General features: G+C 64.8%; 17 protein-coding genes. 7 read left to right on the top strand and 10 right to left on the bottom strand.

All coding sequences use genetic code 11. The annotated features are described in order from the left end of the window. Positions 1–79 precede the first annotated feature (79 nt). Positions 80–1,003, top strand: a complete 924-nt coding sequence (locus AC1DPX_RS06025; RefSeq protein ID WP_477235220.1) for a LysR family transcriptional regulator — start codon at positions 80–82, stop codon at positions 1,001–1,003. On the opposite strand, the gene AC1DPX_RS06020 is transcribed toward AC1DPX_RS06025, so the two are convergent. The 5 genes from AC1DPX_RS06020 to AC1DPX_RS06000 form a co-directional block, all read right to left on the bottom strand. Beyond that, a complete protein-coding gene (locus AC1DPX_RS06020; RefSeq protein WP_477235218.1) occupies positions 947–1,702 on the bottom strand; it encodes an SDR family NAD(P)-dependent oxidoreductase in 756 nt (251 codons plus the stop codon). The two genes, AC1DPX_RS06025 and AC1DPX_RS06020, sit on opposite strands and share 57 nt — an antisense overlap. 10 nt (positions 1,703–1,712) lie before the next feature. After that, positions 1,713–2,525 (bottom strand): ABC transporter permease, encoded by an 813-nt coding sequence (locus AC1DPX_RS06015; protein WP_202357265.1) that lies wholly within the window; start codon positions 2,523–2,525, stop codon positions 1,713–1,715. After that, positions 2,525–3,388, bottom strand: coding sequence for an ABC transporter permease (locus AC1DPX_RS06010; protein ID WP_477235217.1), 864 nt, complete (start codon positions 3,386–3,388; stop codon positions 2,525–2,527). Before AC1DPX_RS06010 ends, AC1DPX_RS06015 begins: the two co-directional genes overlap by 1 nt. A gap of 65 nt (positions 3,389–3,453) precedes the next feature. Next, positions 3,454–4,617 (bottom strand): ABC transporter substrate-binding protein, encoded by a 1,164-nt coding sequence (locus AC1DPX_RS06005; protein ID WP_202357263.1) that lies wholly within the window; start codon positions 4,615–4,617, stop codon positions 3,454–3,456. Then, entirely contained in the window at positions 4,598–5,734 is a 1,137-nt protein-coding gene (locus tag AC1DPX_RS06000; RefSeq protein WP_477235215.1) for an ABC transporter ATP-binding protein, read from the bottom strand. The genes AC1DPX_RS06005 and AC1DPX_RS06000 overlap by 20 nt, the downstream gene beginning before the upstream one ends. 115 nt (positions 5,735–5,849) lie before the next feature. Between AC1DPX_RS06000 and AC1DPX_RS05995 the strand changes: the two genes are divergently transcribed. After that, the gene (locus AC1DPX_RS05995; protein ID WP_477235213.1) at positions 5,850–6,662 is read left to right on the top strand and encodes a helix-turn-helix transcriptional regulator; all 813 of its coding nucleotides are present in this window, start codon (positions 5,850–5,852) and stop codon (positions 6,660–6,662) included. Between the two features lie 27 nt (positions 6,663–6,689). Here AC1DPX_RS05995 and AC1DPX_RS05990 read toward each other — a convergent pair whose 3' ends face one another. From AC1DPX_RS05990 to AC1DPX_RS05970, 5 genes are all read right to left on the bottom strand, one after another. After that, positions 6,690–8,762, bottom strand: a complete 2,073-nt coding sequence (locus AC1DPX_RS05990; RefSeq protein ID WP_477235211.1) for a 3-hydroxyacyl-CoA dehydrogenase NAD-binding domain-containing protein — start codon at positions 8,760–8,762, stop codon at positions 6,690–6,692. A gap of 130 nt (positions 8,763–8,892) precedes the next feature. After that, positions 8,893–9,840, bottom strand: coding sequence for an ABC transporter permease (locus AC1DPX_RS05985; RefSeq protein ID WP_477235209.1), 948 nt, complete (start codon positions 9,838–9,840; stop codon positions 8,893–8,895). Positions 9,841–9,843: 3 nt separating this feature from the next. Then, entirely contained in the window at positions 9,844–10,824 is a 981-nt protein-coding gene (locus AC1DPX_RS05980; protein ID WP_477235207.1) for an ABC transporter permease, read from the bottom strand. Between the two features lies 1 nt (position 10,825). Then, positions 10,826–12,346: a sugar ABC transporter ATP-binding protein gene (locus tag AC1DPX_RS05975; protein WP_477235205.1), complete on the bottom strand. Its 1,521-nt coding sequence runs from the start codon at positions 12,344–12,346 to the stop codon at positions 10,826–10,828. Positions 12,347–12,395: 49 nt separating this feature from the next. After that, positions 12,396–13,409 carry an ABC transporter substrate-binding protein gene (locus AC1DPX_RS05970; RefSeq protein WP_202357256.1) on the bottom strand — a complete coding sequence of 338 codons (1,014 nt, stop codon included), beginning with the start codon at positions 13,407–13,409 and terminating at the stop codon, positions 12,396–12,398. A 210-nt stretch (positions 13,410–13,619) separates the two neighbouring features. Between AC1DPX_RS05970 and AC1DPX_RS05965 the strand changes: the two genes are divergently transcribed. From AC1DPX_RS05965 to AC1DPX_RS05945, 5 genes are all read left to right on the top strand, one after another. Then, complete coding sequence (locus AC1DPX_RS05965) at positions 13,620–16,028, top strand: glucan 1,4-alpha-glucosidase (RefSeq protein WP_477235203.1); 2,409 nt, start codon at positions 13,620–13,622, stop codon at positions 16,026–16,028. Between the two features lie 55 nt (positions 16,029–16,083). Next, positions 16,084–17,100 carry a phosphogluconate dehydrogenase (NAD(+)-dependent, decarboxylating) gene (gnd, locus tag AC1DPX_RS05960; protein WP_477235201.1) on the top strand — a complete coding sequence of 339 codons (1,017 nt, stop codon included), beginning with the start codon at positions 16,084–16,086 and terminating at the stop codon, positions 17,098–17,100. A 22-nt stretch (positions 17,101–17,122) separates the two neighbouring features. Next, positions 17,123–18,499, top strand: coding sequence for a glucose-6-phosphate dehydrogenase (gene zwf, locus AC1DPX_RS05955; protein WP_202357253.1), 1,377 nt, complete (start codon positions 17,123–17,125; stop codon positions 18,497–18,499). A 29-nt stretch (positions 18,500–18,528) separates the two neighbouring features. Further along, a complete protein-coding gene (locus AC1DPX_RS05950) occupies positions 18,529–19,233 on the top strand; it encodes an ROK family protein (RefSeq protein ID WP_477235199.1) in 705 nt (234 codons plus the stop codon). Between the two features lie 215 nt (positions 19,234–19,448). After that, complete coding sequence (locus tag AC1DPX_RS05945; RefSeq protein WP_477235197.1) at positions 19,449–19,907, top strand: Ros/MucR family transcriptional regulator; 459 nt, start codon at positions 19,449–19,451, stop codon at positions 19,905–19,907. The last annotated feature ends 51 nt before the right edge of the window (positions 19,908–19,958 follow it).

Here is a 19,958-nt window from a genome sequence, read left to right as displayed (position 1 = left end):
GCAGAACTGGACCGGATCCGGCGCTACCGCAAACGAGTAAACGTCGCCTCCGCCATGAGAAAAACTAGGGCTTGCGTCGATGAAACGATCGCATCTTCCGCTGAACGGCTTGCGCGCCTTCGAGGCCGCCGCCCGGCATCTCTCCTTCACCGGCGCCGGTCTCGAACTGCGCGTTACCCAGGCCGCCGTCAGCCATCAGGTCAAGGGCCTCGAGGAGGTGCTTGGCGTCCGGCTTTTCCGCCGGCTGCCGCACGGTCTTGCCCTGAGCGAGGAAGGCGAGGTCTTGCTTCCGGTGCTGAGCGATGCCTTCAACAGGATCAGCGTGACGCTCGACCGTTTCGAGGGCGGCCGCTTCCACGACATCGTCACCGTCGGTGTCGTCGGCACTTTCGCTTCGGGCTGGCTGATCCCTCGTTTGCCGCTGTTCCACCAGGCCTATCCGGATATCGAATTGCGGATCTCGACCAACAACAACCGGGTCAACCTCGCCGCCGACGGTCTCGACTTCGCCATCCGATTCGGCGACGGCTCCTGGCAGGGAACCGACAACACGCCGCTGCTGCCGGGTTCGTTCTCGCCGGCCTGCGCGCCCGACATCGCCGCGCGCCTGCGCGACCCCTCCGATCTCGTGCGCGAAACGCTGCTCTGCTCCTACCGGGAGGACGAATGGCTGCGCTGGTTCGAGGCGGCGGGAGGGCATTGCCCGCCGATCAAGGGCATCGTCTTCGATTCCTCCGTCACCATGGCCAACGCCGCTGTCCAGGGCGCCGGCGTGGCGCTGTTGCCGGTCTCGATGTTCAGCCGTGAGCTTGGCTCCGGCCAGTTGGTGCAACCCTTCGCCAGCACGGTCGATGTCGGACGCTACTGGCTGTCGGCAAGGCGCCGGCGTCAGCACTCACAGGCGATGACCACCTTCTCCGACTGGCTGAGAGCCGAGGCAACTCAATCAGCCAATGCTCTCGCCGCCGTCGATCACCAGCGCCTGGCCGGTCATGAAGGATGAGCGGTCGGAGACCAGGAACAGGATCGCCTCGGCGATTTCTTCGGCGCTCGCCCAGCGTCCCATCGGGATCTTGGTGCGGACATAGGTTTCGATCGCCTCGCGGCCGCCCATCTGGGCGATGAAAGGCTCATTGAACGGCGTGTCGACCCAGCCGGGGCAGAGCGCGTTGACGCGGACATTGTGGCGGGCATAGTCGAGCGACATCTGCCTGGTCATCGCCACCACCGCATGTTTCGATGTCGCATAAGCGATCATCTCGCGATCGTAGAACACGCCCGAATTGGAAGCGGTGTTGAGGATGACGCCGCCGCCTTGCGCGATCATCGTCGGCATCCGCGCCGCCAGGAACTGCGCCCGCACATTGACACGCCACGACGCATCCATGCCATCGGTCCCGACCTCGGTCAGCGTGCCGCCGACCTGGATGCCGGCGTGATTGTGCAGGATGTCGATACGGCCATGCCTGTCGAGCGTGCCGGCAAGGAGCTTGTCGACATCAGCGTCATCCGCGACGTCGGTGGCAATGGCCTCGGCCCTGCCGCCAGCCGCGCGGATATCCGACGCCGTCGCCTCGCCGCTGGCATGGTCCCTGTCGGCGATGACCACCACTGCGCCTTCCCTGGCCATGATCATGGCGCCGGCGCGGCCGATGCCGGAACCCGCGCCTGTCACCACGGCGATGCGGTCTTTGAGGATCATGATGCGGCTTTCAGTTGGACGGCTTGCGCTGGCGCAGCTGCCATTGGGCAAGCACCACGAGCAGCACGGAAGCGACGAGCACAATCGTCGCGATGGCGTTGATCTCCGGCGTCACCCCGCGCCGGATCGAGGCGAAGACATAGATCGGCAGCGTCGTCTGCGCGCCGGCGACGAAGAAGGCGATGATGAAGTCGTCGAAGGAAAAGGTGAAGGCGAGCAGGAAGCCGGCGACCACCGCCGGCATGATCTGCGGCAGGACGATCGAACGGAACGTCGTCAGCGGCGTGGCGTAGAGATCGCTCGAGGCCTCGACCAGGTTGCGGTCTAGACTGCCCAGCCGCGTGCCGACGATCATCGTCACCAGCGCCATCGAGAACAGGCCGTGCGCGGCGATGATCGACCCATAGCCAAGAGACAGCTTGGGCGGCTGATCGTCAGGCCAGATCGAGGCAAGGAACGGATTGACCACGCCGAACAGCTGGACGAGCGCGACCAGCGTCGAGATGCCGATGACGACACCGGGGACGACGATCGCCGCACCCAGCAGCGCGTCGAAGACCGCACGGGTCCGCACACCAACGCGCGCCAGGCCGAGAGCTGCTGCAGTGCCGAACACTGCCGCCAGAAGCGCGCTGGTGGTGGCGATGAACAGGCTGTTCTTCAGCGCCTCGACCAGGAACGGGTTCGACAGCGCCTTGCCGTACCACTGCACCGAAAAGCCGGTGAACTCGCTGGCATGGTGGCCGGCATTGAAGGAAAACAGCACGACAAGCGCGATCGGCAAATAGAGGAAGGCAAAGACGGCAATGACGAAGGCGCGCATCAAATCAGATCCACCCGGCGAGCGCCCGAGACACGGGTCGAGATGCGGTTGGCGGCGATCAGCACCACGACCGAAACCAGCACCAGCGTGATGGCGATGGCCGATCCGAACGGCCAGTTGCGCGACTGCAGGAACAGGTCGACCAGCGCATTGCCGATGAAGAACACCTTGCCGCCGCCAAGCAGCGTCGGAATGAGGTATTCGCCGAGCAAGAGGATCATCACCAGCGAGAAACCGGTCATCACGCCCGGCAGCGACAGCTTCAGGGTCACGCCCAGGAAGGTCGACAGTGGCGTCGCCCCGAGATCGGCGGAGGCTTCGAGCAACCGTCGGTCGAGCCGTTCGAGGCTGACGTAGATCGGCAGGATCATCAGCGGCAGGTAACCATAGACGATGCCGAGCAGGACGGCGCCCGGCGTGTTGATCAGCCTGACATCCTCAATGCCGACAAGAGCGAGCAGCGCCGGTATGCCGCGCCCGCCCAGAATGTACATCCAGGCATAGGTGCGCATCAAAAGGCTGGTCCAGAACGGAATGACGACCAGCGCCAGCAGGATCAGCCGCCAGCGCTGCGGCGCCTGCAAGGCGAGGTAGTAGGCAACCGGATAGGCGACGAGCAGGCAAGCGAGCGCGCCGACCGGCGCCAGCACCATCGTGTTCCAGAAGGCGGTCGCCCGTGCCGGCAGATTGGCATATTGCGCCAGCGTGAAGGCCGCCTGATAGCCGCCTTCCGGCGGCCGCTCGCCGACGCTGAAGATGGCGATCGCGATGAACGGCAGCACCAGGAACACCACCAGCCACGCCGTTGCCGGGGCAAGCAGCAAGGCGGTCAGGAAATTATGACGAAATCTGTTGCCGTGCATTTAAAAACCGTCCCGATTCCGGCGGGCATGTGCCCGCCGGTCGATTGTCCGCGTCAGGCCGATCGTCAGGCCGACTTGAAGCGCGCCATCAGTTCGGCACGGCCTGGATCGGTCAGCGTTGCCGCGGCGCCGAACTCCAGCGGTGTCAGCAGATCCGCCGCCGGATAGAGGATCGGATTGTCCAGCACTTCCTTGGGCAGCAGCTTGTTGACGCGCGCATCGGTCGAGGGCGCACCGTTGGCGAGATGCTCCTTCACCGCGACCTGCGGGTTCATCAGGTAGTTGAGCAAGGCATAGCCCGCCGGCTTGTTCGGCGCGTCCTTCGGGATGGCATAGAAATCGGTCCAGATCTCGCCGCCTTCCTTGCCCAGCACATAGGCGATCTCCGGAATGTCGCGATGGAGCTGCGCGCCGTCATTGGTCCAGCACATGGTCATCCACGCATCGCCCGCGCGCATGCCCGGCTGATAGTCGGAGGATACCGCGAACAGATGCGGCTTGACCTTGAGCAGAAGTTCCTCGGCCTTGGCGAGCTCGTCCTGCTTCAGCGAGTTGAAGGAGTAGCCAAAGTACTTCAGCGCATTGCCGATCGTCGTCAGCTGGTAGTCGTGCACCATGGTGCGGCCGTCGCCTTCGGCCATGGCCGTGTCCCAGAATTCCTTCCAGCTCGTCATCGGCTTGGTCAGCTTCTTGGTGTTGACGGCAAAGCCGGTCGTGCCCCAGTTCTTCGGCACGGCGTAGATCACCTTGTCGATCGTGCCCTCGGAGGTGAAGCGCGGATCTTCCTGCGTGCCGTCGAAATTCGCCAGCTTCGCCATGTCGAGCGGCTCGATGATGCCGAGCTTCTTGTAGGTCGAGATCGTGTAATTGGTCGGCACGAACAGGCTCCAGCCCGAGGCGCCGGCCTGCAGCTTGGCCAGCATCTCCTCATTGGAGCCGAACACGTTGACCTCGACGGCGACGCCGGTGTCCTTCTTGAAATTCTCGAAGGTCTGCGGGTCATGATAGTTCGGCCAGGTGGCGATCGACATGCGGTCGCCGAGGTTTTCGGCGGCGAAGGCCGGCGTCGGCATGATGCCGATCTCGCGCGCCATCAGGGCCGTGGCAATGCCAAGACCGGTGAGGCCAAGAAAGTCGCGGCGGCCGATCGAGCCGCGCTTGAGGCGCATCAATTGGTCGACGAAGTTCTCGGGGCTTATCGGCAGTCCGTCACGATATGATTTCGACATTTTGGTTTACCCTCTGGTTGGTCCCGTTGTTCTTGGTCTCCGGAAACGCCAGCGGCGTCCCGGTGGCGTAGCCGATGGCGACGGGTTCACCCGGCTTGAAGAGATTGCCCTGGCCGATCAGATGGTCGGCCTTGGCCAGCAACGTTCCGATGCCCTGGACCTCGATGGCGTATTCCGCCGTCGAGCCCAGGAAGATGCGGTTGCGCACGATGCCCTTGAGCGGGCCGCTTTGCGGAGCGCCGAGGCTGAGCGATTCCGGACGCAGGCTGACCGAAACGCTCTCGCCCTGGCGCAAGGCGGTGCGCTTGCGCGCCGCGATGATTGTGCCGTCGGCCAGCGCCACATCCACCAGATCGCCCGAGTGTCCGGTGACCTTGCCGCTCAGCAGATTGGTCTTGCCAACGAAATCGGCGACGAAAAGGTCGGCCGGCTCGTCATAGATTTCGCTCGGCTGGCCGAGCTGGACGATGCGCCCGCCATTCATGACGCAGACGAAATCGCTCATCGACAGCGCTTCCTCCTGGTCGTGGGTGACCAGCACGAAGGTGATGCCGATCTCGCGCTGCAGGTTCTGCAGCTCGATCTGCATGTCGGTGCGCAGCTTCTTGTCGAGCGCGGCCAGCGGCTCGTCGAGCAGCAGCACCGCCGGCTTGTTGACCAGCGCACGCGCCAGCGCGACGCGCTGCTGCTGGCCGCCGGACAGTTCGTGGATCTTTCGGCCGCCATAACCGGCGAGCCGCACCATTTCGAGCGCTTCACCGGCGCGCCGGCCGATCTCCTGCGACGACAGGCGCGGCCTCGCCTGGCGCAGCCCGTAGGAGACATTGGCTTCCACATCGAGATGCGGGAACAGCGCATATTGCTGGAACACCATGTTGACCGGCCGTCTGTAGGGCGGCGTGCCGGCCATGTCCTGGCCACGGATGAGCACCTGGCCTTCGCTCGGCTGCTCGAAGCCGCCGATCATGCGCAGGCACGTCGTCTTGCCGCAGCCGGACGGCCCGAGAAGGGCCACAAAAGCGGAGGGCGGCACAGAGAGATCGATGCCGCCGACCGCGGTCACCGCGCCATAGCGCTTGGTGACGCCGCGAAACTCGATGTCGGGCACTGCGGTCAAAGGCTGCGGACTCCAGCGACAGGGCAATTTCAGAACGCTACCAGAGCCAATGGCCGCTAGTATATACCTCGCAGGTGGTATATCTGATCTATTTTCTCGTTTAGAGGGGTATGGATTGAGCGCATCGCGCAGCGACGAATACAGCCGGCTCGCCGCCCTGGTCGCGGCGACGCGGGAGACGGTCGGCGATCAATTCGGCAAGGCGATGGTCGACTGGCTGCGCCAGCATGTCAGCTTCGACCACTGCGTGGTCTTCGGCTATCGCGGCGCCTCGCGCCCACCGCTGCTGTTCGAGACCTTCTCGCCGGCGGAAAGCCATGTCTTCGTCGCGCTCTACCAGGAAGGGCCCTACCTGCTCGACCCGTTCCACCACGCGGCGGTCGAGCGCAAGGAAGGGTTCTGGCGTATGCGCGAACTCGCGCCCGACCGCTTCTACGCCAGCGAATATTTCCGCTCCTACTACAGCCAGACCCGGTTGGCCGAGGAGGTCGGTTTCTTCGTGCCATTGCCCGGCAAGGACGCGCTGGTGCTGTCGCTGATGCGGTTGCGCGCCTCGGGCCCGTTCGGCACCGCCGACGCCAGGCTGCTGCGCGACATGGCGCCGGCAGTGATCAATTTCATCAGGTTGCGCTGGCCTTCTCTCCCGGCCGACGAACCGGCCCAGGCGAAACAGGACGAGACAATCGCTTCGGTCAACGAGTTCGACCGCGCCCATATCTGGAAGAGCCTGTCGCTGACGCCGCGCGAAAAGCATGTCGTCGACCTGGTGCTGCAGGGCCATTCCACCGAATCGATCGCCCGGGCCATGCGCATCGTGCCGGGAACGGTGAAGGTTCATCGCCGCAACATCTACCGCAAGCTCAAGATCAAGTCGCAGGCCGGCCTGTTCGCCCGCTTCGTCGAGATCATCGACGCGCGTATCCGATAATCGCCCTCGCCTTGAGCGGTCATCTGGTCAGGCTGTGGCCTCGACCTCCCAGGAGCCGGTATCGGCCATCCGCTTCAGCAGCGGGGCAGGTTTGAACACGTCCTTGCCGGTCCGCTGGTGCCAGTGGTCGAGCCGTTCGACGATCTTTGCCGCCCCTTCCAGACCGGCCCAGAACATCGGGCCACCCTTGCCGATCGGAAAGCCATAGCCATTGACCCAGACGACATCGATGTCGGAGGCGCGGGCCGCGATCTTCTCTTCGAGGATTTTCGCGCCCTCATTGACCAGCGGATAAAGCGTGCGCTCGATGATTTCGYCCGCGCCGATCGCGCGCGGCTCAATGCCCTTCTCGGCGGCCTTTTCGCGGATCAGCGCCTCGACCTCTGGATCGGGGACGCCCGCCCGTGCGCCGGCCTCGTAGAGGTAGAAACCCCGGCCGGTCTTCTGGCCGAAACGGCCCTGTTCGCACAGCGTATCGGCGATCACGGCCGTCAGGCCGCGCGCCTTGCGGTTGCGCCAGCCTATGTCGAGGCCGGCGAGATCGCCCATCTGGAACGGCCCCATCGGCCAGCCGAAATCGGTGAAGGCCTTGTCGATCTGGCTGGGCGTCGCGCCCTCCAGCAGCAGCGCTTCCGATTCCGACCCGCGCGCCGCCAGCATGCGGTTGCCGACGAAGCCGTGGCAGACACCGACGACGACCGCCACCTTGCCGATCCGCCGCGCGAGATCGACGACGGTCGCCAGCGCGTCCGGCGCGGTCTTGTCGGCCCGCACGATCTCGAGCAGCTTCATGACATTGGCCGGCGAGAAGAAATGCAGGCCGAGCACATCCTGCGGCCGCGAGATCGAGCCGGCGATTTCGTTGATGTCGAGATAGGAGGTGTTGGTGGCAAGGATGGCGCCCGGCTTGGCTATCGTGTCCAGCTTGCCGAACACCTCCTTCTTCACCGCCATGTCCTCGAACACCGCCTCGATGATCAGGTCGCACTCGGCGAGATCGGCATAATCGGTCGAGCCCTTGAACTGGGCGAGCCGCTGACGCCTGGCGTCTTCGGCCAGCGAACCGCGCGAAACGGAGACGGCATAGTTCTTCTCGATCATGCCCAGCCCCCGCTGCAGCGCCTCCTCGCTGGTCTCCAGCAAGGTGACGGAAAAACCACCATTGGCGAAGGCCATGGCGATGCCGCCGCCCATCGTGCCGGCGCCGATGACACCGACGCGCGCGATCCTGCGCTTGGGCGTGTCCTTGCCGGGAAGCTTTGCCGCCTCGCGTTCGGCGAAGAACAGGTGCCGCTGCGCCCGCGACTGGTCGCTGGCGACCAGTTTCACGAACAGCGCTCGCTCCGCCGCCAGCGCCTCGTCGAAGGGCAGCGTGAGGGTGTTGCGCACCGCTTGCGCGCAGGCGACCGGCGCTTCCAGCCCGCGTGCCTTTTTGGCGAGCTCCGCCGCCTCGGCATCGAAAGCCGCGAGGTCGGTTTCCCCGAGCCGCTCATCGCGATCGCGCACCGGTGTGAACGGACCACCCTTGCGGGCGATTTCGCGAGCGAAGTTCACGGCATGCGTGGTCAAATCGCCTTCGAAAACGGCATCGACCAGACCGGCGGCGTGCGCCTCGTCGGCACCAACCGGTGAACCCGAGACAATCATCTTCAGCGCCTTCACCGCCCCGACCAGGCGCGGCAGCCGCACCGTGCCGCCACCGCCCGGCAGCAGGCCAAGTTTCACCTCCGGCAGGCCGAGCCTGGCGCCGGCGTCGGCGACGCGAAAATGACAGCCGAGCGCCAGTTCCAGCCCGCCGCCGAACGCAGTGCCGTGGATGGCGGCAACCGTCGGCTTGGTGATGGTTTCCAGCGTCGCCACGACGGCGCGCAGGTCGGGCTGCTGCACCGGCTTGCCGAATTCCGTGATGTCGGCGCCGGCAACGAAGGTCCGTCCGGCGCAAGCAATGACGATGGCCGTGACCGAAGCCTCGTCGCGCAAGGCGAACAGCGCCTGCATCAGCGGCTCGCGGACATGGAAACTCAGCGCATTGACCGGCGGATTGTCGATGGTGACGATGGCAACGCCATTGTCGATCACGACACTGACAGAATTGGACAAGCAGAGCCCTCCCGGGACCGACTGAGATCGCGGAAGGGTTTACTAGGGCGCGCCGCGAATGGGAACCCGCTGTCGGGCTGGACTAACGATTGTCCGGGAACCCAGTGCCGATGCGTCGTGATCCCTCACGCTACCGCAGTGCCTTCTCCCCACCCGCCGCGGTAATCACGCCGACAATGATCAGGCCGGTCAGCAGCAGCCGCACGCCGGCGCTGACGCCGAACGTGTTGAGCATGGTCAAGAGCAGCACCAGGAACAGCGCGGCGCCCCAGACGCCGGGCACATTGGCCTTGCCGCCGGCGACCGAGGTGCCGCCGATGACCACCACGGCGATCGAGGCGAGCAGGTATTCATTGCCGATATCGACATTGGCGCCGCGGAAATAGCCGGCAAGCAGCGCGCCATCGATGCCGCCGAGCGCGCCCGACAGCGTGTAGGTGAGGAAGCGGATGCGGCCGACATTGACGCCGGCCAGCCAGGCGGCGCGGATGTTCTGGCCGATCGCCAGCACCGAGCGGCCATAGATCATACGCTGCAGGGCGATGGCCGCGCCGATGGTGAACAGCACGGTCAGCACCGCCAGCACGGGAATGCCCAGCACCTGCCAGTTGGTGAAATCGGCGAAGCCCGGCGGCGGCTTGATCTGCAGCCCACGCCCGTAGCTGATGTCGATCGACTGGATGATGAAGCTCGCCGACAAGGTGGCGATGATCGGCGGAATGCGCAGCGCCCAGATCAGCAGATAGTTGACGGCGCCGATCGCCGCGCCGCAGGCGAGTGCCGCCAGAAGGCCTACCACGATCATGGAATCGCTGCCGGCCATCACCTTCATGGCGACCGCGCTGGCGAGCCCGATATTGGCCGGCAGCGACAGGTCGACATTGCCGGGCCCGAGCGTGATGACGAACATCTGGCCGACACCGACGATGACCGTGAACACGGCAAGCGACAACGCCGCCGTGACCATGCCGCCGGCGCCATAGCCGCCGGTGAAGGCGATCGTCGCCAGCCACACGACAAGCGCGCCGAGGAACGACCATACCCAGGGCTTGCCGGCCAGCGATTTAACCAAAACCATCGCTCACCTCTCCTTGCGGCTGATCAGCACCCGCGCCGCCAGCACGATGATCAGGATCGCGCCGTTGGCGGCCACCTGCCAGTCCGGCGGGATGTGCATGAAGGTGAGCAGCGGCGAAGCCGCCAGCGCCAGTGTCAGCGCGCCGATCACGGCGCCGATCGGCGACACCCGGCCGCCGACGAATTCGCCGCCGCCGAGGATGACGCCGGCGATCGCCAGCAGCGTGTAGCCATTGCCGATATTGGCATCGGCCGAGGTGGTGATGCCGATCAGCGCCATGCCGGACAGCACGCCGAACAGGCCGGCCAGCGCGAACAGCACGATCTTGGTCTTCAGCAGCGACCACCCGGCGCGCTTGAGCGCCGCCGGATTGCCGCCGGAGCCGCGCAGGATCACGCCGTAGGAGGTGCGTATCAGGCCGAAATGGACGACGAGCCCGATCAGCAGCGCCGCGATGATCGGGAAGGGAATGAGAGGCGGCTTGAACGCCATGAGGCCAAGCAGCCAGTCCGGCGCCTTGCCGCCGGGCTTGGGCAGGACGAGGATGGCCAGCCCCTGCCAGACGAAACTCATGCCGAGCGTCACCACGATCGACGGCAGATTGCGCAGATGGATCAGCGCGCCGAGCAGCGCATAGACGCCGATCGAGCCGAGCAGGATGGCGACGCCGATGAGCGGCGCGTCCTTCAGCCAGGTCGCGGTGACGCAGCCGACGAAACCGACGAAGGTGCCGATCGAGAGGTCGAGCTCATTGCCTGCAATGACGAACATCTGGGCGATCGTCGCCAGCGCGATCGGGATCGCCAGGTTCAGCATCAGGCTGAAGCCGAAATAGCTGATGGCGCGCGGGTTGAGCCAGGCGATGGCGGCGAGCACCAATGCCAGCGACAGCGCCGGCAGCAGCCCGCGCATCAGGCGGGCACGGGCCAGCGCGCCACGCTCGGCGGAACTCCTGGCTGTGGTGTCGAGGCTGGCGGCGGTCATCTCAGGCCGCGTCGCCGAACGAGGACTGGATGATCTTCTCTTCGGTCAATTCGTCGCGACCCAGATTGGCAACGATGCGGCCGTTCTTGAAGACATAGACATGGTCGCAATTGTCGAGTTCCTCGGTTTCCGTAGTGTACCAGAGGAAGGTGCGGCCACGGCCAGCCTCCTCGCGCACGAGGTCGTAGACTTCCAGCTTGGTGCCGATGTCGACGCCGCGCATCGGATCGTCCATCAACACGATCTGGGCATCGGAGCCGAGCGCGCGGGCAAACAGCGCCTTCTGCTGGTTGCCGCCCGACAGCGAGAAGATGTTGTTGTTCATGTCGGGCGTGCGGATGCCGATCTTCTTCTGCCAGAACTGGGCCAGTTCGGCCTCGCGCCGCGGCGAGATCAGCAGGCCGCTGCGCAGGCGCGCCAGCGATCGGATGCCGATGTTCTCGGCGATCGACCATTGCGGAAAGATGCCGTCCGACTGCCGGTCGCCGGCGACCAGCGCCACCGGCGCGGTTACCTCGATGCCTGCCCTGGCGCGTGAGGCAGCAGCGAAGACCGCCAAGAGCAGATCGGTCTGGCCATGTCCCGCCAGCCCGGCAAGGCCGATGATCTCGCCGGCGCGGGCGACAAGGTCGGCGCCGTCCTTCTGCGCGGCGGGACGCGCCCGCACCCGCAACGGACCGGCCGCCGGCTTGGCGGCGGCAATCTCGGCGGCGATCTTCTGGCGCGCTTCCGCGCCGCCCATGGCCGTCACCAGCCGGTCGCGGTCGAAGGCATTCGCCGCGTCGGTGACGACCACCTTGCCGTCGCGCATCACCACGATGCGGTCGGCATTCCTGAGCACCTCGCCCAGCACATGCGAGATCAGGATGCAGCTTTTGCCGCCGGCAATGAAACGGCGCACGAAGGCCAGCAGCTGGCCAGCAGTATGCGCGTCAAGCGACGAGGTCGGCTCGTCGAGGATGACGAGGTCGAGCCGGTCCTGGGTGACCGTGAAGGCGCGCGCCACCTCGACCATCTGGCGCCGGCCGATCGACAGGTCGCCGACAATGTCTGAGGCCGAAATACCATGGTCCGGGAAGATCTCGTCGAGCTTGGCGGTGATCAGGGAGGCCGCCTTGCGCCGCCAGCCGAGGCCCGAGAGCGAGGCGTGGTTGATGCGCGTGTTTTCGGCCACGCTGAGATTGGGGCACAGCGACAGTTCCTGGAACACGCAGCGTATGCCGAGCTTTTGCGCCCGCGACACCGAGTAGTTGTCCTCGCTGCCGCCATGCACGCCGATCGTGCCGCTGTCCGGCGTGAGCGTGCCCGCCACCATGTGCATCAACGTCGATTTGCCGGCGCCATTGTGGCCGACCAGGCCGACGCATTCACCGGGCCGGACATGGAAGTCCACGCCGCCCAGCGCCCTGACGGCGCCGAAATGCTTTTCGGCACCGTCAAGTCTTACAATGTCGACATTGGCGGCGCCGAAATGTTTTTCGGCGCCGTTCAGTCTGATGAAGTCAGCGTTCCCTTCAGGCATGCTTAGAAATATCCGCACGATGGTACGAAGGGCAACGCTGGCGCGACATTTACTTGATGTTGGCCTTGATCGCCGCGAGGGCGTCTTCCTGCGTGTATTCGTGGGTGGCGACGCCGCCTTCCTTGATCTTCGGCAGGGCTGCCTCGAAGTCGTCCTGGGTGAAGGCCAGATACGGCACCAAGAGATCGTGCGGAATGTCCTTGCGGCCATCGAGCACCTGCTGCGCCACCCAGAAGGCGAGCGACGACACGCCGGGCGCGATCGAAGCCGACCAGGTCTTGTAGCCGTCCTTGTCTTTCTGTTCCTTCCACCACTTCAGCTCGTCCTGCCGGTTGCCCATGATGATGGTCGGGCGCGGCTTGCCGGCGGCGGCGAAAGCCTGTGCGGCGCCATAGCCGTCACCACCCTGGTCGACGATGCCGACGATGTCGGGCAATGAGGGCAGGATGGTCGCAACCGCCTTCTGCGCCGTCGTCTGGTCCCAGTCGCCGGTCACCGAGCCGACGATCTTGAACTCGGGATGCGCGGCGACGCCTTCGAGGATGCCGGCATGGATGGCATCGTCGATCGAGGTGCCGGCCAGGCCGCGGATTTCCAGAAGGTTCCCGCCCTTGGGCTGGAACTTGGCCATCTGCTCGACTTCCTGCTTGCCCATGTCCTTGAAGTCGACGACGACGCGGTAGGCGCAGGGCTCCGTGACGGTGCCGTCGAAGGAGACGACGACGATGCCGGCATCGCAGGCCTGCTTGATGGCGCCGTTGAGCGCATCCGGCGAGGCGGCGTTGATGACGATGGCGTCATAGCCCTGCAGGATCAGGTTCTGCACCTGCGCCGCCTGCGTCGGCACTTCCTTGTCGGCGGTGGTGAAGATGTCGGCCGCGCCGACGATCTTGTCTTCAACCGCCTTCTTGGTGACGATGCCATAGCTGTCGAGCATGGCCTGCCGCCACGAATTTCCGGCGTAGTTGTTGGAGAATGCAATCTTCTTGCCGCTGGTGTCGGCAAGTGCGGTGCCGGATGCGAGCATCGCGGCAAGGGCGCCTAATACGAACAGTTTCTTCATGTCATACTCCTCCCAAGAGTTGCTGGTCCTGCGGATTTCAGGTGGAAAGTCGAGCCCGGATTCCTGTTTTTTATCGATTGTCAGACAAATGCAGATGGCGCGGCGGCCTGTCAACTGCAATCAGTATGAGCCAGCCGATCAACTTGCGGTGCAATGATTGAAATGGCCTCGGTGGATGGGTAAGGCATGCGCACAGGAGGCCAGACAGGAATGGCAGTGACGCCGATCGTTCCCCCGGGCGCACCGGGTATTCCGGCGCGCTGGACGTCAAGCGCCAAGAGTGGCGTCGGGACGTCGCTTTCAGCCAAAAGCCCGCTCTGGTTCACCATCAGCCATGGCATCTTGAACGAGATCTACTATCCGGGTCTCGACAGCGCCTGCACGCGTGACGTGGAGCTGATCGTCACCGGTCCCGATGGCTATTTCTCGGAAGAGAAGCGCGACGCCGCGCACGCAGTGGCGCCCTTCGAGGACGGCGTGCCGGGCTACAGGCTGACCAACACCGCGGCGGACGGCGCCTACCGTATCGAAAAGCGCATTATTACGGACCCGAAACGGCCCGTCCTGCTGCAGGAGATTGCATTCGTCGCGCTGAAAAATTCGGCGACCGACTACCAGATCTACGCACTGCTTGCGCCGCACCTCGTCAACGCCGGCATGGGCAACACTGCCTGGGTCGGCGAACACAAGGGCCAGCGCATGCTCTTCGCCACGGGGCGCGGCGTATCCCTGGCGCTGGCCTCCTCACTGCCCTGGAATGGCTGTTCGGCCGGCTATGTCGGTTTCTCCGACGGATGGCAGCAATTGCGCAACGGCGGCGCACTCGATCCCTCCTGCCAGCGGGCGGAAGACGGCAATGTCGCCCTGACCGGCGAGATCGGTTTTTCCGCCGGCAAAACCACGGCCCTGCTGGCGCTTGGCTTCGGCGCGTCGCCGCAAGCAGCCGCCGACCTGGCGCTGGCCAGTCTCAAACAGGGTTTCGAAGCCGCCGCCGAAACCTATGTCGAAAACTGGAGGGCATTCCAGGCCAGGCTTGAGAAGCTCGACCGACATGCTGCCTCCGGGCTGAACACCTATCGCGTGAGTGCAGCGGTCCTGGCCTCGCATCTCTCGGTCGCCAGACCGGGTGCTGCCGTTGCCAGCCTGTCGATCCCGTGGGGCTTCAACAAGGGCGACGACGATCTGGGCGGCTACCATCTGGTCTGGCCGCGCGACCTGGTCGAGACCGCCGGCGGCTTCCTTGCCGCCGGCGACGGCAAGCAGGCGTTGCAGATCCTGACCTATCTGCGCTCGATCCAGCAGCCGGACGGTCACTGGCCGCAGAATGTCTGGTCGGACGGGTCAGCCTATTGGCCCGGCATCCAGATGGATGAATGCGCCTTTCCGTTGCTTCTTGCCGACGCCTTGCGCCGGGCGGGCCACCTGCCGCGCGCCAGGCTCGCCGATTTCCTGGCCATGATCGAAACCGCCGCCTCCTATGTCGTGCGCAACGGCCCCGTCACCGGCGAAGACCGCTGGGAGGAAGACGCCGGATACAGCCCGTTCACGCTGGCCGTCGAGATCGCCGCGCTGCTTGCCGCCGCCGATATGCTGGATATCGCCGGAAAGGGTGAGCCGGCAAACTACCTGCGCGAAACCGCTGATTGCTGGAACGATCAGGTCGAACGCTGGACCTATGTCACGGGCACCCAGCTCTGCATCGAGGCCGGGGTCACAGGCTACTATGTCCGCATCACGCCGCCGGACGATGCGGGCGCCGCTTCACCCAGGGACGGCTTCGTGCCGATCAAGAACCGTCCGCCGGCAGACACCGATAAACCGGCGCAAGCCATAATCAGCCCGGACGCTCTGGCCCTGGTTCGCTTTGGCCTTAGGCCGGCTGACGATCCGCGCATCGTCGACACCGTCAAGGCCGTCGATACGCTTTTGCGTTGCGATCTGCCGCAAGGCCCGGTCTGGTACCGCTATACCGACGACGGCTATGGCGAGCACGAGGATGGCGCGCCTTTCGACGGCACCGGCCAGGGACGCGCCTGGCCCCTGCTCACCGGCGAGCGGGCGCATTACGAGCTAGCCGCCGGCCGCAAGGAGAAAGCCGCGCGGCTTCTGGAGACCTTCGAGCGTTCGGCGGGCCTGGGCGGGCTGCTGCCGGAACAGGTCTGGGACAGCCCGGATGTGCCGGGCCGCGAGCTGTGGCTGGGCAAACCGTCGGGCAGCGCCATGCCGCTGGTCTGGGCGCATGCCGAGCACATCAAGCTGCTGCGCTCGCTGCGCGACGGCGTGGTCTTCGACACGCCGCCGCAAGGCGTCGAGCGCTACATCAAGGGCAAGACAGGCTCGCCGCTCAGGATATGGCGCTTCAACAACAAGATCCGCTCTTTTCCCGCCGGCAAGGCTTTGCGCGTCGAGCTTTCGGCGCCCGGCGTCGTCCATTGGAGCAGCGACAATTGGCTGACGATCCAGGACCACAAGACAAGGGAAAACGCTTTTGGCGTCCATCTGGTCGACCTGCCGGTCGCCGGATTGGCGGCGGGAACAGCAATCGTGTTCACTTTTTTCTGGCCCGATGCGATGCGTTGGGAGAATGTCGACTTCAGCGTCGGCATCGACGCATCATGATTAACGCAGCCGGGCCGCTCGATTTTCTCTTTCCTCAAGCAATCAGGACGAAACCATGCAGATCGGAATGATGGGACTGGGCCGGATGGGCGCCAACATGGTGCGGCGCCTGATGCGCGACGGCCATGAATGCGTCGTCTACGACATCAATCCGGCCAGCGTCGCGGCTCTGGTGAGCGACGGCGCGCTCGGCGCGGCCTCCCTGACGGAATTCGTCGGCAAGCTCGCCAAGCCGCGCTGTGTCTGGCTGATGCTGCCGGCGGCGATCACCGGCAAGATCATCGATCAGGTCTCGGCCCTGATGGAACCCGGCGACATCGTCATCGACGGCGGCAATTCCTACTATCACGACGCCGTCGATCAGGCGGCGAAACTGGCCGCCAAGGGCATCCATCTTGTCGATGTCGGAACCAGCGGCGGCGTCTGGGGTCTGGAGCGGGGCTACTGCCTGATGATCGGCGGTCCCGACGTGGCGGTGCAGCACCTCGATTCGGTCTTCGCCACGCTGGCGCCCGGCGCCGATGCCGGCGCGCCGGCTCCCGACAAGGCCGCCGGCACCGCGCCCTTCGGCTATCTGCATTGCGGACCGAGCGGCGCCGGCCACTTCGTCAAGATGGTGCACAATGGCATCGAATATGGCGTCATGGCCGCGTATGCGGAAGGCATGAACATCCTGAAGTCGGCCAATGCCGGCAAGCGGCAACGCACGGCGGACGCCGAGACCAGCCCGCTGGAAAACCCGCAATACTACCAGTTCGACATCGACCTTCCCCAGGTGGCCGAAGTCTGGCGGCACGGCAGTGTGATCGGCTCCTGGCTGCTCGATCTCACCGCCGGCGCGCTGAAGAGCGATCCAGGCCTGGCGCAGTTCGGCGGCCGCGTCTCGGATTCGGGCGAAGGACGCTGGACGCTGAAGGCCGCGATCGACACCGGCGTGCCGGCACCGGTGCTGTCCTCGGCGCTGTTCGACCGCTTCTCCTCGCAAGGCGAATCCGAATTCGCCGACAAGCTTCTGTCGGCCATGCGCTATGCCTTCGGCGGCCATGTCGAAAAGCCGAAGGCCGGCAAGTGACGCCACAGCGGGAGACGCACGCATGAGCCAGGAACGGTCCGACACGCTGGTACTCTTCGGGGCCACCGGCGACCTCGCCCACAAGAAGATATTCCCAGCACTTTACCAGATGGTCGCCAAGGGCACGCTCACCGAACCGGTGATCGGCGTCGCCTTCGACGCCTGGGACATCAAGCAGTTGCAGGCCCGCGCCCGCGACGGCATCGTCAATGCGCTGGGCAAGATCGACGAGAAGGTGTTCGCCAAATTCGCCTCGCTGCTGCGCTATGTCAGCGGCGACTATCGCGATCCGGCCACTTTCGAGAAGCTGAAGACAGCACTCGGCAGCGCCCGGCGGCCGCTGCACTACATGGCGGTGCCGCCAACCATGTTCGAAACGGTCGTGCAAGGGTTGGAGCAATCGGGCACCGCGCATGGCGCGCGGCTGATGGTGGAAAAGCCGTTCGGCCACGATCTGCAATCGGCCCGCTGGCTGAACCGTGTGCTGCATCTGGTGTTCGACGAACAGTCGATCTTCCGCATCGACCACTATCTCGGCAAGGAAGCGATCCAGAACCTGCTCTATTTCCGCTTCGCCAATTCCTTTCTCGAGCCGATCTGGAACCGCAACTTCGTCGAAAGCGTGCAGATCACCATGGCCGAGGATTTCGGCATCGAGGGGCGCGGAAAATTCTATGACGATGTCGGCTGCATCAGGGACGTCATCGAGAACCACCTGCTCAACATCCTCTTGCTTTTGGCCATGGAGCCGCCGGTCGGCCGCTCCGCCGACGATTTGATCGACGAGAAGGTCCAGGTGCTGAGGGCAATCCGGACGCTGACGAAAGACGATGTCGTACGCGGCCAGTTCACCGGCTACCTCGCCGAGCCCGGCGTCAAGCCGAACTCGCCGGTCGAGACCTTCGCAGCGGTGCGCTTCTTCGTCGACACCTGGCGCTGGCAGGACGTGCCGTTCTTCATCCGCGCCGGCAAGAACATGCCGGTGCATGTCACCGAGGTGGTGGTGCGGCTGAAGCGCCCGCCGCTCGACGTCTTCGACCCGATCAAGCCCGCCGACCAGAACTACGTGCGCTTCCGCATCGACCCGCAGGTGGTGATCGCCATCGGCGCGCAGCGCAAGGCGCCCGGCGACGACATGGTCGGCGAGCAGGTGGAGCTGACGGCGCTCGACGACAGCAAGGCCGACATGCCGCCTTACGAAAGGCTGATCGGCGACGCCATGAACGGCAACGGCCAGCTCTTCACCCGCCAGGACGCGGCCGAGCTCGCCTGGCGCATCGTCGGCCCGGTGCTTGGCGACACCACGCCGCCGCATCTCTATGAGCCGAAGACATGGGGACCGGCCGACGCCATGGCCGGCTTCGGGCCGCCCAATGGCTGGATCGACCCGGTGGCATGAGTTCCGTTGGTAGAAGTGGAGGGGACGCGATGGCCAAGGCAGTGAAGCAACCGGCATTGGGCGCCGAGCAGATCGTGCTGACGATCGACATTGGCGGCTCGCACGTCAAGATCCTGACCAGCGCCGGCGGCGAGGAGCGCCGCGACGATTCCGGCCCGGATCTGACGCCGCAGCAGATGATCGACAAGGTGAAGAAGCTCGCCGAGGGCCTGTCCTATGACGTCATCTCGATGGGCTATCCCGGTCCGGTGCGTCACAACAAGCCGGTGCTCGACCCCAAGAATCTCGGCAAGGGCTGGGCCGGCTTCGATTTCGCCGCGCAGTTCAACAAGCCGGTCAAGGTGGTCAATGATGCGCTGATGCAGGCCATCGGCAGCTATGAAGGCGGGCGCATGCTGTTCCTCGGGCTCGGTACCGGCCTCGGCGCGGCGATGGTCTTCGACAATGTCGGGCAGCCGATGGAGCTCGCCCATCTTCCCTACAGGAAAGGCCAGAGTTTCGAGGACTATGTCGGCGAGCGCGGCCTGGAAAAGCGCGGCAAGAAGAAGTGGCGCAAATATGTCTTCGACGTCGTCACCCGGCTGCGCGCCGCCCTGCAGCCAGACTATGTCGTCATCGGCGGCGGCAATGTCGACAAGCTCGACACGTTACCAGCCGAGGCTAGGCGCGGTGACAACACACGCGCCTTCGAAGGCGGATTTCGTCTGTGGCGAGACAAAGCCCTGATTGTCTGATAGTATTACAGTTTAGTATAGTTGTTCAAAATAACGTGTGGCGCCGCGCTTGATCATTGCGTTGCGCAGATTTGCCGACTAGGAATTTCGCGCGCTGCCCCCGCGTGCTTCACTGGATACGCCAGAGACGCTTCAGCATCTTTTTCGATTTTGTGCCTCGCCCTTTCGAAAACGATCCCCATTTTCGAGGCCGTGCACCATAGACGGAGGAAACATTGACCGACGATAGCAACGACGCTCGCATCGACCTTCTCGAGCTGACCGCCCACATCGTATCCGCCTACGTTGAGAAGAACCGCCTGCCCGCCTCCGGCCTGGCCGACCTCATCGCCAGCGTCGCCACCTCGATCGGCGGGCTCGGCAAGCCGGCCGTGCCGGTGGCCGCCCCGCTCGTTCCCGCGGTCAACCCGAAGAAGTCGGTGACGCCGGATTTCATCATCTGCCTTGAGGACGGCAAGAAGTTCAAATCGCTGAAGCGCCATCTCGGCGTGCATTTCGGCCTGACGCCGGACGCCTACCGCGCCAAATGGGGCCTGCCGTCGGATTATCCGATGGTTGCGCCGAATTACGCGGCCTCGCGCTCGCAACTGGCGAAGTCGATCGGCCTCGGCCGCAAGGCCGCCGAGGTCATGCCCGTCAAGGCCAAGGGCCGCAAGGTCAAGGTTTCGGCCTGAGCATTCAGGCCTGAGCCAATATTTAGAACGACTGGAACAGGAGCCTGCCGG

The organism is Mesorhizobium sp. 01N446, assembly GCF_056399285.1.
Note: the sequence above shows the minus strand (reverse complement) of the source record. Positions and strands in the feature narration are given on the sequence as shown.

Coding starts and splice junctions, on each gene's coding strand:
- zwf (WP_202357253.1), top strand. CDS start 17,123: ATGAGCCAGGAACGGTCCGACACGCTGGTACTCTTCGGGGCCACCGGC.
- AC1DPX_RS05980 (WP_477235207.1), bottom strand. CDS start 10,824: ATGACCGCCGCCAGCCTCGACACCACAGCCAGGAGTTCCGCCGAGCGT.
- AC1DPX_RS05965 (WP_477235203.1), top strand. CDS start 13,620: ATGGCAGTGACGCCGATCGTTCCCCCGGGCGCACCGGGTATTCCGGCG.
- AC1DPX_RS05970 (WP_202357256.1), bottom strand. CDS start 13,409: ATGAAGAAACTGTTCGTATTAGGCGCCCTTGCCGCGATGCTCGCATCC.
- AC1DPX_RS05985 (WP_477235209.1), bottom strand. CDS start 9,840: ATGGTTTTGGTTAAATCGCTGGCCGGCAAGCCCTGGGTATGGTCGTTC.
- AC1DPX_RS06020 (WP_477235218.1), bottom strand. CDS start 1,702: ATGATCCTCAAAGACCGCATCGCCGTGGTGACAGGCGCGGGTTCCGGC.
- AC1DPX_RS06015 (WP_202357265.1), bottom strand. CDS start 2,525: ATGCGCGCCTTCGTCATTGCCGTCTTTGCCTTCCTCTATTTGCCGATC.
- AC1DPX_RS06010 (WP_477235217.1), bottom strand. CDS start 3,388: ATGCACGGCAACAGATTTCGTCATAATTTCCTGACCGCCTTGCTGCTT.
- gnd (WP_477235201.1), top strand. CDS start 16,084: ATGCAGATCGGAATGATGGGACTGGGCCGGATGGGCGCCAACATGGTG.
- AC1DPX_RS06025 (WP_477235220.1), top strand. CDS start 80: ATGAAACGATCGCATCTTCCGCTGAACGGCTTGCGCGCCTTCGAGGCC.
- AC1DPX_RS05950 (WP_477235199.1), top strand. CDS start 18,529: ATGGCCAAGGCAGTGAAGCAACCGGCATTGGGCGCCGAGCAGATCGTG.
- AC1DPX_RS06005 (WP_202357263.1), bottom strand. CDS start 4,617: ATGTCGAAATCATATCGTGACGGACTGCCGATAAGCCCCGAGAACTTC.
- AC1DPX_RS05975 (WP_477235205.1), bottom strand. CDS start 12,346: ATGCCTGAAGGGAACGCTGACTTCATCAGACTGAACGGCGCCGAAAAA.